Origin of the sequence: Kitasatospora cinereorecta, assembly GCF_024172095.1 — a bacterium.
Classification (GTDB): Bacteria; Actinomycetota; Actinomycetes; order Streptomycetales; family Streptomycetaceae; genus Kitasatospora; species Kitasatospora cinereorecta.
Window position 1 is genome coordinate 306430 of the sequence record NZ_JAMZDX010000002.1, and the last position, 14244, is coordinate 320673.

10 protein-coding genes are annotated in these 14244 nt (G+C 71.7%); 5 read left to right on the top strand and 5 right to left on the bottom strand.

What is annotated here, in order from left to right:
• Positions 1-110: 110 nt before the first annotated feature.
• The 3 genes from pucD to FHR36_RS08335 are packed head-to-tail and all read right to left on the bottom strand — an operon-like array spanning position 111 to position 3840.
• Complete coding sequence (pucD, locus tag FHR36_RS08325; RefSeq protein WP_253795291.1) at positions 111-2471, bottom strand: xanthine dehydrogenase subunit D; 2361 nt, start codon at positions 2469-2471, stop codon at positions 111-113.
• Positions 2468-2956 (bottom strand): (2Fe-2S)-binding protein, encoded by a 489-nt coding sequence (locus FHR36_RS08330; RefSeq protein WP_253795293.1) that lies wholly within the window; start codon positions 2954-2956, stop codon positions 2468-2470. Before FHR36_RS08330 ends, pucD begins: the two co-directional genes overlap by 4 nt.
• Complete coding sequence (locus tag FHR36_RS08335) at positions 2953-3840, bottom strand: FAD binding domain-containing protein (RefSeq protein WP_253795295.1); 888 nt, start codon at positions 3838-3840, stop codon at positions 2953-2955. The genes FHR36_RS08330 and FHR36_RS08335 overlap by 4 nt, the downstream gene beginning before the upstream one ends.
• 411 nt (positions 3841-4251) lie before the next feature.
• Here FHR36_RS08335 and FHR36_RS08340 point away from each other — a divergent pair, with 411 nt between their 5' ends.
• Positions 4252-5847: a PucR family transcriptional regulator gene (locus FHR36_RS08340; protein WP_253795297.1), complete on the top strand. Its 1596-nt coding sequence runs from the start codon at positions 4252-4254 to the stop codon at positions 5845-5847.
• Between the two features lie 94 nt (positions 5848-5941).
• Here FHR36_RS08340 and FHR36_RS08345 read toward each other — a convergent pair whose 3' ends face one another.
• Positions 5942-6967, bottom strand: coding sequence for a glycoside hydrolase family 26 protein (locus FHR36_RS08345; RefSeq protein WP_253795299.1), 1026 nt, complete (start codon positions 6965-6967; stop codon positions 5942-5944).
• Positions 6968-7361: 394 nt separating this feature from the next.
• Between FHR36_RS08345 and FHR36_RS08350 the strand changes: the two genes are divergently transcribed.
• The 3 genes from FHR36_RS08350 to FHR36_RS08360 are packed head-to-tail and all read left to right on the top strand — an operon-like array spanning position 7362 to position 11692.
• The gene (locus FHR36_RS08350) at positions 7362-7682 is read left to right on the top strand and encodes a hypothetical protein (protein ID WP_253795301.1); all 321 of its coding nucleotides are present in this window, start codon (positions 7362-7364) and stop codon (positions 7680-7682) included.
• Positions 7683-7700: 18 nt separating this feature from the next.
• Entirely contained in the window at positions 7701-9857 is a 2157-nt protein-coding gene (locus FHR36_RS08355; protein WP_253795303.1) for a bifunctional polysaccharide deacetylase/glycosyltransferase family 2 protein, read from the top strand.
• A 2-nt stretch (positions 9858-9859) separates the two neighbouring features.
• Positions 9860-11692 (top strand): acyltransferase family protein, encoded by a 1833-nt coding sequence (locus tag FHR36_RS08360; RefSeq protein ID WP_253795305.1) that lies wholly within the window; start codon positions 9860-9862, stop codon positions 11690-11692.
• 49 nt (positions 11693-11741) lie between these two features.
• Here the strand turns inward: FHR36_RS08360 and FHR36_RS08365 are convergent, their stop codons facing one another.
• Entirely contained in the window at positions 11742-12815 is a 1074-nt protein-coding gene (locus tag FHR36_RS08365) for an alpha/beta hydrolase (protein WP_253795307.1), read from the bottom strand.
• A 307-nt stretch (positions 12816-13122) separates the two neighbouring features.
• Between FHR36_RS08365 and FHR36_RS08370 the strand changes: the two genes are divergently transcribed.
• Positions 13123-14232, top strand: a complete 1110-nt coding sequence (locus tag FHR36_RS08370; RefSeq protein WP_380231346.1) for an ROK family glucokinase — start codon at positions 13123-13125, stop codon at positions 14230-14232.
• The last annotated feature ends 12 nt before the right edge of the window (positions 14233-14244 follow it).

A 14244-nucleotide genomic window follows, 5' to 3' on the forward strand; every position in this document is an offset into this window, starting at 1 on the left:
GAACCCCGGCGTGGGAGAGGCAGCGGTTCTGGTGCATTGGGTGGGTACTTTCGGTGGTGCTGCCCCGGGGCGGCCGGCAGGAAGTCGCCGCCCCGGGGACGTCTCGGGAGTCAGAGCGTGCCGGTGAGGTGCTCGGGTCGGACCGGGATCCGGGTGAGGGCGATCCCGGTGGCCTGCCGGATGGCGGCCACGATGGACGGGGTGGCCGAGACGGTGGGGGCCTCGCCCACACCGCGCAGGCCGTAGGGCGCGTTCGGGTCGGGAAGTTCGAGGATCTCCACCGGGATCGGCGGGGTGTCCAGGATGGTGGGGATCAGGTAGTCGGTGAAGGACGCGTTGCGCACCTTCCCGTCCTTGACGATGATCTCCTCCATCACGGCCAGGCCCAGCGCCTGGGTGCAGCCGCCCTGGATCTGGCCGACCACCGAGAGCGGGTTGAGCGCCTTGCCGACGTCCTGGACGGCGGTCAGCTCGACCACCTTGACCAGGCCCAGCTCGACGTCCACGTCGACCACCGCGCGGTTGGCGCAGAAGGTGTACTGGACGTGGCCGAAGCCCTGTCCGGTCTCCTTGTCGAAGGGGACGGTCGGCCGGTGGTGGTGCTCGCGGGTCAGGTCGATCGCCTCGTCCCCGAGGAGGTCGACCATCGACACCAGCACCCCGGCGGACTCGGAGACCACCTTGCCGGCGACCAGGTCGATGTCGTTCTGGGTCCAGCCGTAGCGCCGGCGGCCCTTGGTGATCAGCGCCTGCTTGACCGCCTCGGCGGCGAGCTTCACCGCACCGCCGGTCATGTACGTCTGGCGGGAGGCGGAGGTGGAGCCGGCCGAGCCGACCTCGGTGTTGGCCGGGTGGATGGTGACCTGCTCGACGCCCAGCTCGGTGCGGGCGATCTGGGCGTGCACGGTGACGCCGCCCTGGCCGACCTCGGCCATCGCGGTGTGCACCATGGCGACCGGCTCGCCGCCGATGACCTCCAAGCGGACCCGGGCGGTGGAGTAGTCGTCGAAGCCCTCGGAGAAGCCGACGTTCTTGATGCCGACCGAGTAGCCGACGCCGCGGACGATGCCCTCGCCGTGCGAGGTGTTGGACAGCGCGCCGGGCACGGCGCGGATGTCCAGGTTGTCCAGGTCCAGCGGCGGCGGGAGCGGCATGTCCTTGACCCGCTGCAGCAACTCGGCGACCGGGGCCGGCGAGTCGATCTGCTGGCCGGTGGGCATGTGGTCGCCCTCGGCCATCGCGTTCAGCTGGCGGAACTCCACCGGGTCCATGCCGAGCGCCTCGGCCAGCTTGTCCATCTGCGACTCGTAGCCGAACGCGGCCTGTACCGCGCCGAAGCCGCGCATGGCACCGCAGGACGGGTTGTTGGAGTACAGCGCGATGGCGTGCATCTTCACGTTGGGGATCACGTACGGGCCGTGGCCGAGCGAGGCGGCGTTGCCGACCACCGCGGGCGAGGCCGAGGCGTACGCGCCGCCGTCCAGCACGATTCGGCAGTCGGCGAAGACCAGCTTGCCGTCGCGGGTGACGCCGTGCTCGTAGTGCATCTTGGCCGGGTGGCGGTGCACGTGGCCGTAGAAGGACTCGTCGCGGGCGTACACGATCTTGACCGGCTTGCCGGTGTGCTGGGCCAGCAGGCAGGCGTGGATCTGCATCGAGATGTCCTCGCGGCCGCCGAAGGCGCCGCCGACACCGGCGAGGGTCAGGCGGACCTTCTCCTCCGGCAGGCCGAGCACCGGGGCCATCTGCTGGCGGTCCACGTGCAGCCACTGGGTGGCGATGTAGAGGTCGATGCCGCCGTCCTCGGCGGGCACCGCGAGGCCGGACTCCGGGCCGAGGAAGGCCTGGTCCTGCATGCCGACCTCGTAGTCGCCGGAGATGACGACGTCCGCCAGCGCGCGGACCTCGTCGGTGACGCCGAGGCCGGAGACCAGCTTCTGCTCGTGGCAGATGTTGCCGTAGCCGTGCGACTTGAACTCGTGCGGCTCGTGCACGTAGCCGTGGGTCTCGGGGTCGAGGCACTGCTCCTCGGTGACGATCGGGGTGAGCACCTCGTACTCGACCTTGATCTTCTTCACCGCGCGGCGGGCCGTCTCCGGGTGGTCGGCCGCGACCAGCGCGATCGCCTCGCCGTGGTAGCGGACCTTGTCGATGGCCAGGGCCGGCTGGTCCTGGATCTCCAGGCCGTAGAACTTGGAGCCGGGGATGTCCTGGTGGGTGAGGACGGCGTACACGCCGGGCAGCTTGAGCGCCTCGGAGATGTCGACCGAGAGGATGTTGGCGCGGGGGTGCGGCGAGCGCAGCGCCATGCCCCAGAGCATGTCCTCGTGCCACATGTCGGACGAGTACGCGAACTCGCCCTTCACCTTCAGGGTGCCGTCCGGGCGCAGCGGCGAGCCGCCGATGCCGTCCTTGGACGCCTGGTTGATGTTCTGCAGGTTCTTCTGACCCTGGATCGTCCGAGTGCTCATTCGGAAACCCCCTTGCCGGCGCACTTGCGGGCCGAGGCCAGCCGCACCGCGTCCATGATCTTCTCGTAGCCGGTGCAGCGGCACAGGTTGCCCGACAGTGCCTCGCGGATGTCGTTGTCGCTGGGCTGGTCGTCGCGGTCCAGCAGCGCGTCGGTCTGCACCAGCAGGCCGGGGGTGCAGAAGCCGCACTGGACGGCGCCGGCGTCGATGAACGCCTGCTGGACCAGGCCCAGCTCGCCGTTCTCCTCGGCCAGGCCCTCGACGGTGCGGACCTCGCGGTCCTGCACCTGGCCGGCCGCGACCAGGCAGGAGCAGACCGGGGTGCCGTCCAGGTACACGGTGCAGGAGCCGCACTCGCCCTGCTCGCACGCGTTCTTCGAGCCCGGCAGGCCCACGCGCTCGCGCAGCACGTACAGGAGGCTCTCGCCCTCCCAGACGTCGTCGGCCTCGACCGGCTTCCCGTTGGCGGTGAAGGTGATCCTCATGCCGCGCTCCTGATCTGCTTGCTGTAGTCGTTCCAACACCAGGTGAGGGTGCGGCGGGCCATCACGGCCAGGGTGTGCCGGCGGTAGTCGGCGGTGCCGCGGACGTCGTCGATCGGCGACGCGGCGGCCTTCACCAGCTCGCCGAAGCGCTGGGTCACCTCGGCGCCCAGCAGGCCGCCCGACTCCCACAGGCCGCGCTCCTCCAGCGCGCCCTGCAGGTACTCCTCGGCCTCCACGGCGCGGCGCGGCGTGGGGGCAGCCGAGCCGATACCGGTGCCGACCGTGTGGTTCTTGGGGTGCAGCGCGAAGCCGAACGCGCACACCGCGATCACCATCGCGTTGCGGGTGCCGATCTTGGAGAACTGCTGCGGACCGTCGGCGACCGGGATGTGCACGGTCCTGATCAGCTCGTCGGCCGCCAGGCTGTTGCGCTTCACGCCGACGTAGAACTCGTCGATCGGGATCAGCCGGGTGCCGCGCACCGAGACCGCCTCGACGAACACGTCCCGGCCGGCCGCCAGCAGCGCCGGGTGGGCGTCACCGGCCGGCGAGGCGCCGCCCAGGTTGCCGCCCACGCTGCCGCGGTTGCGGATCTGCGGCGAACCGACGGTGTGCGCGGCCTTCGCCAGTCCGGGCAGCTGCTCGGAGAGCTCGTCGATGATGCGGGAGTACGGCACCGAGGCGCCCAGCTTCACCACATCCCCGTCGATCTCCCACTGGCGCAGCTCGGGGATGCGGTTCAGGTCGAGAATCGCGGATGGCCGGTGCACGTCGAAATTCATCTCGACCATGACGTCCGTACCGCCCGAGATCGGCAGCGCGGTCGGGTACTCAGCCTTCGCCGCGAGCGCCTCGTCCCACGTTGCGGGCCGAAGGAACTCCATGCGGGTGTCTCCTCAAGTCGTTGCCTACCGGACAGTGGGCACAGCGCCCGGAACTCGGTTTTCGGACTGTGCTACCGCTTCGTTGCCTTGGCGTTGAGTCCTGGTCACCGGGGTGTGTCCGGCGGCTTGTGGCCAGTGAACCGCTGTGACCGGGCCCACTGGCAGTCACCGATGGCATGAAGCCCCGGCTGTGGTCCCGCCCGGCATCCTGTACGTTCCTCTAAGGAGGACAATGTCGCAGCCCAGGAGTTGACCGGGCGCTACTTATGACCGTAATCCGGCCGTGATTCGCGAGCTACGGGCCCGTGATCCGGGCCCCGGTTGATACGTAACACCGAGCCCTCGATCTCGTGCACACTGTGAGCCCCTCACCCCCTCACCCTCAACCCCATCGGACGAAGGAGTCTGCGGATGCGTGTCCGTGACCTGCTCGCTCCCGGCGCGCCGCACCTGCGGCTGCTCGCCGGTGAGGACGAGCTCGACCGGCAGGTCAGCGGTGTCATGACCACGGACCTGCAGGACCCCGGCCGATACCTGCACGGCGGCGAGCTGGTGCTCACCGGCATGCTCTGGCGCACCTCGGCCGAGGACTCCGAGCGCTTCGTGCGTACCCTGGTGGCGGGCGGCGCGGTCGCCCTCGCGGCCGGCGAGGCCGAGGTCGGGCCCGTCCCCGAGGACCTCACCGCCGCCTGCCGCCGCCACCGCTTGCCGCTGCTCGCGGTGCCCGACGACATCGCCTTCGGCGCCGTCACCGAGTTCGTCGGCCGCCAGGTCTCCGCCGACCGGGCCGCCGACCTCGCCGCCCTGGTCGACCGCCACCGCCTGCTGGTCTCCGCCGCCGGCGGCGGCGGCCTGGACGCCGTCCTCGACCTGCTCGGCGGCGACCTCGACCTCGACTGCTGGGTGCTCACCCCCACCGGACGGGTGATCGCCGGGCCGGCCGACCGGCTCACCGGCGAGGACCGCGACCAGCTGGTCCGCGCCCACCTCGCCGCCCAGCGCCAGCGCCGCCGCCCGCCGCACCGCGCCCGGCTGGTCACCGGCTCGTACTCGCTGCTGCCCGCCCCCGCCGACCCCGCCGACGAGGCCCCGCTCGCCGACTGGCTGCTCGCCGTCGCCGGCGACGTCACCGAGTGGACCCCCAAGCGCCAGCAGCTCGCCGAGAACCTCGCCCGCCTGGTCGCCGCCGAGCGAACCCGCCGCGACGAGGGCCGCCGGCTGCGCCGCCGGATCGCCGACGAGGCGCTCGCCCTGCTCCAGCGCGACGCCGACCCCGCCGAGATCAGCCGCGCCCTGCACGCCTCCGCCTCGATGGCCCGCTACGAGGGCGGCGGACCGGTGCCGGCCGCCGCCGCCGAGGGCAACTGGCTCGTCCTCAGCGTCGAGGCCACCGGCCTGCCCGACGGCGCCCTGCGACCCGTCCTCGAAGAGGCGCTGGCCGTGACCGGCGACCGCGCCCTGGTCGCCGCCGCCGGGGCCACCGGCGCCGTCGTCGTGCTCCCCGCGATGGACGTGCCGGTGCCCGCCGACGCGCTGCGCGACCTGCTCGCCCCGCTGGAGGCCGGCCTCGGCTCCGAGGGCCGGATCACCGTCGGCGTCTGCGCCCCCGCCGCGGAGGCCGGCGGCCTGCGCGGCGCCCTCGAGGAGGCCCGGCACGCCCGGCGGATCGCCGGAGCCCGGGTCGGCCGGGTGTGCGTGGCCGGGCCCGAGGAGCTCGCCTCGCACGTGCTGCTGCTCGCCGCCGTCCCCGACGAGGTCCGGCGGGCGTTCCGCAGCCGGCTGCTCGACCGGGTCATCGCGTACGACATCGAGCACCAGGCCGACCTGGTCCGCACCCTGGAGGCGTTCCTCCGTTCGGACGGGTCCTGGACGCGGTGCGCGGCGCAACTGCACGTCCACGTGAACACGCTGCGCTACCGGATCGGGCGCATCGAGGAGCTGACCGGGCGCGACCTGTCACGGCTGGAGGACCGGGTGGACTTCTACCTGGCCCTGGAACTGGCGTAAACCACCGGGGGCGCGGGGAACTGCGCGACCGATCATGCACTCACGTAGAGCGACGGCCGGTCGCGCAGTTCCTCGCGCCCCCGGTGGTTGACCCTTACTTGACGGGGTGGCCGAAGTTCTGGGCCGCGGCGGCCTTGGCGACGGCGGCCTGGGCGGCGGGGGAGCTGTCGATCCGCCAGTCGGTGGCGACCTTCGCGCCCGGCCAGGTCTTCTGCAGGTCGAACCAGACCAGCCCGATCAGCCCGTCGGTGTTCGCGGCGCCGGTGAACAGGTCGGTGATCTGGGAGGTCTTCTTCGGCCCCTCGGCGACGCCGGTCTCGGTGATCAGCAGCGGCTTCTTGGAGAGCGAGCGCAGCGTCTTGACGGTGGGCGCGAACAGGCCCTTGAAGTCGCTGCCCTCCTGCGGCCCGTAGTAGCCGACCAGGCCCAGCCAGTCGACGTAGTCGTCGCCGGGGAAGTACGGCTTGAGGGTGGCCTGTGCGGCGGAGTCGCTGACGTGCGGGGTCCAGAGCCAGATGACGTTGGTGACGCCGTGGTCGCGGAAGGTGTCGTGGACGTGCTTCCAGGCGGCGATGAAGTCCGCGGCGGTGGCCTTGCCGGGGCCCCAACCGTTCCAGCTCGCGTTCATCTCGGACGCGAAGGAGAGCACCAGCGGGCCCTGGTACGAGCGGACCTGGTCGGCGAAGGAGGTCAGGTAGGTGTCCTGCGCGCCGCCGGCGATGTCGGTCAGCGTGACGGAGTCGGGGACCAGGGTGAGGATCGGCAGCTGGCCGTTCTTCCACAGCGCGGTGTTGCCCGCGACGTCGAAGTCGTCGCCCCAGACCTGGTAGTACTCGCGGGCGTCGGCGGGGCGGCCGGCCTTGGCGGCGAAGGCGGTGACGGAGGCGAGGTCGCCGGGGTCGCCGTCGGAGGCGACGCCGAGCATCCGGCCGGTCGGGGTGCGCAGCGCGGAGGCGTCGTACGGGGGTGCCGAGGAGGCGGGCGCGGCGGAGGATCCGGCCGGGGCGGGGTCCGTGCCGCCGTCGCCGGACGGGGCGACCGTGCTGCAGGCGGCGAGCAGCATCGGGGTGGCCACGGCGAGGGCGAGCAGGCGGCGACGGGAGGGGGTGCGGTTGTTCAAGAGCTGCCGACCTCGGCTGTTCGGGGGACGCGGTCCTGGCGGTGGCACCGGCGGTTGCCGCATTTTATGAGGTGGTCAGGTCACCGAACGCGTGGGAGCCGTGTCGAGCGGATTGCGATCCGGTCACGGCCCCTGCGCAGACCGGGATAAATCGAACATTGACGCAGAATCAGCCAACCTTCGTGTAATAGCGTCCGGGCTTGAGCACAGTCAGCGGTCTCCGCTTACCGGAAAGGCCGACCACTCGGTGGCACCCTCCCTTCTTCGCACCGGGCGCACCGAGCCCGACCCGGCGACCCCAGCGGTCCTCGCGCCGGCCGATCCGATTCCGGTCTTCGTCGATCAGACGGGTGCCCGCGGGCGCCGACTGCGCGGTTTCGGGTGGACCCTCGGCGTGGCCAGCACCGTTCTCGCGGGTGCGATGGGTGCCAGCGTGGTCGGCCTCCAGTCCAACGCCCCTGCCCTGCGCGTCCCGCCGCAGCCCACGCCCGGTGCGCTGGTGAACCAGCCCGGCCCGTCCGCCAGCGCCCTGCCGGGCGCGTCGGCGAGCGCCTCCGCGTCGGGCTCGGCCAGGACCTCGCCGAGCGCGCACACCTCCGGAACCGCCAAGGCGGGCGGTTCCACCACCAAGCCGGCCACCGGCGCCAGCCACTCCGGCAGCACGGCGCCCGCCGGCCGTTCCGTGGCGACGACGAAGCCCAGCACCACTCACTGACCGGTCCCCAGGAACGCCATGTCCCGTCATCAGAGCCCCCGGCGCAAGTCGGTCCGCACTCGCAGGCTGGCCGCACCGCCGCTGCGCTTCTTCCTCCCGGTCACGCTGCTGGCCTGCCTGCTGGCACTGCTGGTGCTGCGCGGACTGGCCAACAACGAGGTCTTCCACGACAACCAGGTCGCCATCTCGGTGGACAAGACCACCGTGCCGCCGAACCTGCTCACCGGCGGGCCGGTGGTCGACGCCCGGGGCCGGCTCAACGACCACCCGGTCAGCTACTCGATCCCGGACAAGACCGTGGTGCTGAGCTTCGACGACGGACCGGACCCGGTCTGGACGCCGAAGATCCTCGACCTGCTGGCGCAGCACCACATCCACGCCACGTTCTTCGTGACCGGTGCGATGACCTCCCGCCACCCGGAGCTGATCCGGCAGATCGTCGCGGGCGGCCACGAGATCGGCCTGCACACCTTCACCCACGCCGACATGGCGCTGCAGACCCGGACCCGGCTGGCGTGGGAGCTGGGCCAGACCCAGCTGGCGCTGGCCGGCGTCGCAGGGGTGCACAGCTCGCTGTTCCGGCCGCCGTACTCCTCCACCGCCGACGCACTGGACGACTGGACCTGGCCGGTGGTCAAGGACGTCGGCAAGCACGGCTACCTGACCGCCTTCATCGACGCCGACACCGACGACTGGAAGAAGCCCGGTGTCGAGGAGATCGTGAAGACCGCGATGCCCAAGGTGCCGGGCCGCGGCGAGATGGTCCTGATGCACGACGCCGGTGGCGACCGCTCGCAGACCGTCGCCGCGCTGGGCCAGATCATCGACAAGCTGGAGGCGCAGAACTACAAGTTCGCCTCGATCGGCGAGGCGCTCGGCTCCTCGCCGACCACCGTGCCGGTGCACGGCCTGCAGCTCTGGGCCGGCAAGGCGTTCATCTTCATGACCGGCATCTCGGTGAACCTGCTGCCGTGGCTGATCGGTCTGCTCTCGGTGGTCGGCGTGCTGGTCTTCGGCCGGTTCGCGCTGATGATGATCCTGGCCACCCGGCACGCCTGGCGGACCAGACGGCCGGACTTCTCCTGGGGGCCGCCGGTGACCGAACCGGTCACCGTGCTGGTCCCGGCGTACAACGAGCAGGAGTGCATCGCCAACACGCTGAAATCCCTGGCGCTGAGCGATTATCCGATCGAGATCATCGTGATCGACGACGGTTCCACCGACGACACCTCGGCGATCGTCGAGGAGATCGCGATGGAGAACGTCCGGCTGATCCGCCAGCCCAACGGCGGCAAGCCGGCGGCGCTGAACAACGGCATCGCCAACGCCTCGCACGAGATCGTCGTGATGATGGACGGCGACACCGTCTTCGAGCCCTCCACCGTGCGCGAGCTGGTCCAGCCGTTCGCCGACCCCACCGTCGGCGCGGTCGCCGGCAATGCCAAGGTCGGCAACCGGGACACCCTGATCGGGGCGTGGCAGCACATCGAGTACGTGATGGGCTTCAACCTCGACCGGCGCATGTACGACGAGCTGAACATCATGCCGACCATTCCCGGTGCGGTCGGTGCCTTCCGCCGCGAGTCGCTGCTGAACGTCGGCGGCATGAGCGACGAGACCCTCGCCGAGGACACCGACATCACCATGGCGATGCTGCGCCAGGGCTGGCGGATCGTCTACGCGGAGAAGGCCCGCGCCTGGACCGAGGCCCCCGCCTCCATGCAGCAGCTGTGGTCCCAGCGCTACCGCTGGAGCTACGGCACCATGCAGGCGATGTGGAAGCACCGCCACGCGATCCGCGAGAGCGGTCCGGCGGGCCGCTTCGGCCGGATCGGCCTGCCCGTGGTCGCCCTGTTCGGCGTGCTCACCCCGCTGCTCGCTCCGCTGATCGACCTGTTCCTGCTGTACGGCATCTTCTTCGTCGACGCCGAGCGCACCATCGCGGCCTGGGCCGGCGTGCTGGTCGTCCAGGGCGTCCTCGCCTACTACGCCTTCCGGCTGGACCGGGAGAAGCCCTGGCACCTGGTCACCCTGCCCGTGCAGCAGGTGGTGTACCGGCAGCTGATGTACCTGGTGCTGCTCCAGTCCTCGATCACCGCGCTCACCGGTGGCCGGCTCCGATGGCAGAAACTGCGGCGTACCGGCGAGGTCGCGGCACCGATCGTGGAGGCCTGACCATGACCGGAACCTCCGGGTTCTCCTTCTTCGGCGGATCGCCGGCCACCGAGCCGGAGCCGGACGAGGAGGGCACCCCCGCCGCAGCCGACGCCGCCGACCCGAGCGAGACCGTCTCCCTGCGGCTGCCCCGGCAGCCACAGGACGGGCGGTCCGCCGCGCCCGCCGTCGAGCGGGAGCGCCCGCGTACCGAGGCCCGCCCCGAGCCCGGCGGGTCGCTGTTCCAGCGCCGCCCCGCCCCGGTGGCCGGCGAGCGCGAGCGGCCCGCGCCGCGCCCCGGCGAGCAGCGCCCTGGCCCGCGTCCGGACGGGCGTCCCGCTCCGGGGGCGGCTCAGCGTTCCGGTTCGCCGTTCCTGGAGCAGCCCGCCCCGCGCGGCGAGCAGCGCCCCGGCCCGCGCCCGGACCAGCGTCCGGGCCCGCGGCCGGCTCAGCGTTCCGGCTCGCCGTTCCTGGAGCAGCCCGCCCCGCGCGGCGAGCAGCGCCCGGGCCCGCGCCCGGACCAGCGCGAGCGCGTCCGCGTTGCCGAGCGGGCGGCCGATCCGAGCGAGACCATGCAGCTGCGACTGCCCACGCCGCCCGCCCCGTCCGCCGCCGACCGTGCCTCGGACCCGAGCGAGACCATGCAGCTGCGGGTCCCGGTGCTCTTCGCCCCCGACCCGGTCGAGGAGGAGGTCGAGGCCGCACCCGCGCCGAAGAAGAAGGGCGGCCGCGACCGCTACTTCGACCTGCTGCGCGCCCTGGCGCTCGGCCGCGTGATCCTCTACCACAAGTTCGGCTGGTCCTGGCTGCCGCTGGTCTTCCCGTCGATGGGCGTGATGTTCGCGCTGGCCGGCTCGCTGATGGTGGTGTCGCTGCGGCGTCCCGCCCTCACCGTGATCCGCGACCGTCTGCGCCGTCTGCTGCCGCCGATGTGGCTGTTCGGCGCGCTCCTGCTGACGCTGATGATCCTGGACGGCTGGGGTCCGAACTCGGAGGGCCACCCGAACTGGTGGTGGGGCAAGCTGGCGTTCTGGGTCCTGCCGCTGTCCACCCCGCCGTACGGTGCCGAGCTGAGCGGCTTCCACGGTCTGCTGGAACCGTCCTGGGCGGAGAACATCGCCGTCCCGCTCTGGTACCTGCGCGCCTACCTCTGGTTCGTGCTGCTCTCCCCGCTGATGCTGCGCGCCCTGCGGTGGAACCCGTGGATCACGATCTTCACCCCGCTGGCGGCGTCCGCGGTGATCAACTCCGGCCTGTTCTCGCAGGAGGGCCGGATCTGGGAGACCACCACCGACTTCACCACCTTCGCGGCCTGCTGGATCCTCGGCATGGCCCACCGGGAGGGCGTGCTGCGCCGGCTGCCGCAGTACCTCGCGCCGTCGATCGCCCCGATGATCATGATGGCCGGTCTGTGGTGGCTGCTCAGCCGTCCGATCACCGACCCGACCACCGTCGGCGACATCGAGACGGTGCCGTTCGCCCAGGCGATCTGGTCCTTCGGCTACGTGCTGCTGCTCCTGCACCTGAGCCCGTCGTGGGAGCAGTGGCCGCCCCGGCTGGAGCGCTGGAACGGCGTGGTCAGCCTGCTGAACGCCCGCGCGGTCAGCGTCTACCTGTGGCACATCCCGGCGATGGCGATCACCGTGCCGCTGATGGACCGGCTGTGGGACGTCGGCTTCCTGTTCGACCACGCGCAGTTCGTGCTGCGCAGCCAGTGGGCGCCGCTGCTGATCGCGCTGCCGCTGCTGGCCCTGCTGGTGCTGTGCTTCGGCTGGATGGAGGACCTGGCGGCCCGCCGTCCGCTGCGGCTCTTCCCGTACCCGCGCCGCCCGCGCGGAAAGCGAAGGGCCGGCTGATCCCAGCCGGCCCGGTCCGCTCCGTCGTTCTGCGTGGTGCTGCCCGCGGTCAGTGGTTGGCCGGGATGATCCCGGTCAGCCAGGTGAAGATCGAGGGGATCATCGGCTTCCACACGTCACTGGCGTGCGGGCCGGTGGTCTCCACCGGGAGGACCGTGGTCGGCGCCTTGGCGGCCGCCTTCATCGCCTCGGCGGCCTCGTAGCCGTCGCCCTTGTTGCCGCTCATGTAGAGCGCGACCTTCGGCGGCTGGGCGGCGTTCTTGAGGATGTTCAGCGGGTTGGAGATCTCCCGCAGGTGCGGGTCCTTCGCGGTCAGCGACTTGTCCTCGCCCGCCGGGTCGTTGTAGCCGGAGAGGCTGATGCCGGCGCGGTAGCGGTCCGGGTGCTCCAGGGCCAGCTTGGCCGCGCAGTGGCCGCCGGCGGAGTAGCCGGCCACCGCCCAGCGGTCGGCGGACGGGTCGGCGCGGAAGTTGTCCAGCACCATCTGCGGGACGTCCCGGGCGAGCCAGGTGTCGGCGTTGACCTTGCCGGGCACGTCGGCGCAGCCGGTGTCGACGGTGTCGCCGAGCAGGTTGGTGCGCGGGGAGATCAGGATGAAGGGCGAGACCTCGCCCTTCTGCATCATCGGCTTGAGCTGGTCGGAGACCTTCAGGGTGCCGTACCAGGTCTTGGAGGAGCCGGGCCAGCCGGGCAGCAGCTCGACCACGGGGAAGGTCTTGTCCTTGTACGCCGGGTCGTTGTACTGCGGCGGCAGCCAGACCAGCACCTCGCCGTCGATGCCCGACAGCTGGCCCTTGAGGTCGGTGGTCTGGACGTCGTTCGGCACCTTCGGGTCGCCGACGCCCTTGAAGGCCTGGACGACCTTGGGCCGCTTGTTGTCGTTGGAGGTGCCGTTCGCGCCGTCGGCCGGGACCTTCGGCACCGCCCGGACGTGGTTCCCGGTGCCCAGCAGGTCGTCCCAGCTGCCGTAGATCAGGTTGGCGTTGTTGACCATGATGAACACCATCATCACGGCGGTGAACTGACAGAAGAGCAGCATGGCCAGTCTGGACAGCAGCTGGAGGGGCTGCGGGCCGCGAACCCGTCCCCACAGCAGCAGCGCGGCCGCGATGGAGATCGGCACGAGGACGATCGTGACGATGAGGAACGGTGTGCCTGTCAGTTGCATGAAGAGATCTCGTATCCGGGTCGCTGGGCCGCCCGGGCCCACGCGCCCGGTACCACTACACAAGGGATCAGACAGTCGGAAACGGACGATCAGTTGCTCCCGAAGCTGTGGGAAAGCTGAGAGGAACGTCACGTTTTCGTGAAAATCGGCTGTACGGGTCGAGCCTAACCTGTCGGTCCTTCCGGGTTGATCACCGACTGGTCGCACACCCGCCCGGGCGGCAGGATGGGCATGACCCACGACCCGAAGGAGCCCACCGCCCGTGACCAGCCCCCGCGGCGCCACCCGCCCGGCCGTCCTGCCCAACCTGCTGGGCCTCGGCCCGCGTGCCGAGCGCCGCCGCCGTGCCCTGCCCGCGAGCGTCCTGCGGCTGCCCACCATCGGGGTCGACATCGGCGGCACCAAGGTGGTGGCCGGGGTGGTGGACGGCGAGGGCCGGGTGCTGGACCGGGTCCGCACCGAGACGCCCGACAAGAGCAAGAGCCCCAAGGTGGTCGAGGACGTCATCGTCGAGCTGGTGCTTCAGCTCGCCGACAAGCACGACGTGCACGCGGTCGGGGTCGGCGCGGCCGGCTGGGTGGACGCCGACCGCTCCCGGGTGCTCTTCGCCCCGCACCTGAACTGGCGGAACGAGCCGCTGCGGGACGCGCTCAGCGCCCGGCTGCGGTTCCCGGTGGTGGTGGAGAACGACGCCAACGCCGCCGCCTGGGCCGAGTGGCGGTTCGGCGCCGGCCGGGGCGAGGACCAGATGGTGATGATCACGCTCGGCACCGGCATCGGCGGCGCGGTGGTCCGGGACGGCTACGTCGACCGGGGCAAGTACGGGCTCGCCGGTGAGTTCGGCCACATGCAGGTGGTGCCCGGCGGTCACCGGTGCCCGTGCGGGAACCGGGGCTGCTGGGAGCAGTACTCCTCCGGGAACGCGCTGGTGCGCGAGGCCCGGGAGCTGGTCGCCGAGGAGTCGCCGGTGGTCCAGCCGCTGCTGGCCCGGGCCGGCGGCACCCCGGCGGGCATCACCGGACCGCTGGTCACCGAGGCCGCCCGGGACGGCGACGCGGTGGCGGTCGAGCTGCTCTACGAGGTCGGGCGCTGGCTCGGCGTCGGCCTGGGCAACCTGGCCGCCGCCCTCGACCCGGGCCGCTTCGTGATCGGCGGCGGCGTCTCCGAGGCGGGCGAGCTGCTGCTCGGGCCGGCCCAGGACGCCTTCCGCCGCACCCTCACCGGCCGCGGCTTCCGCCCCGAGGCCGGCATCGTCCACGCCGAGCTCGGCAACGACGCCGGCCTGGTCGGCGCCGCCGACCTGGCCCGCCAGGTGGCCCGCCGCTTCCGCACCATCAAGCGCCACCGCACCGAGCGGGCCACCCTGTCCTGACCGCGCCGGGCG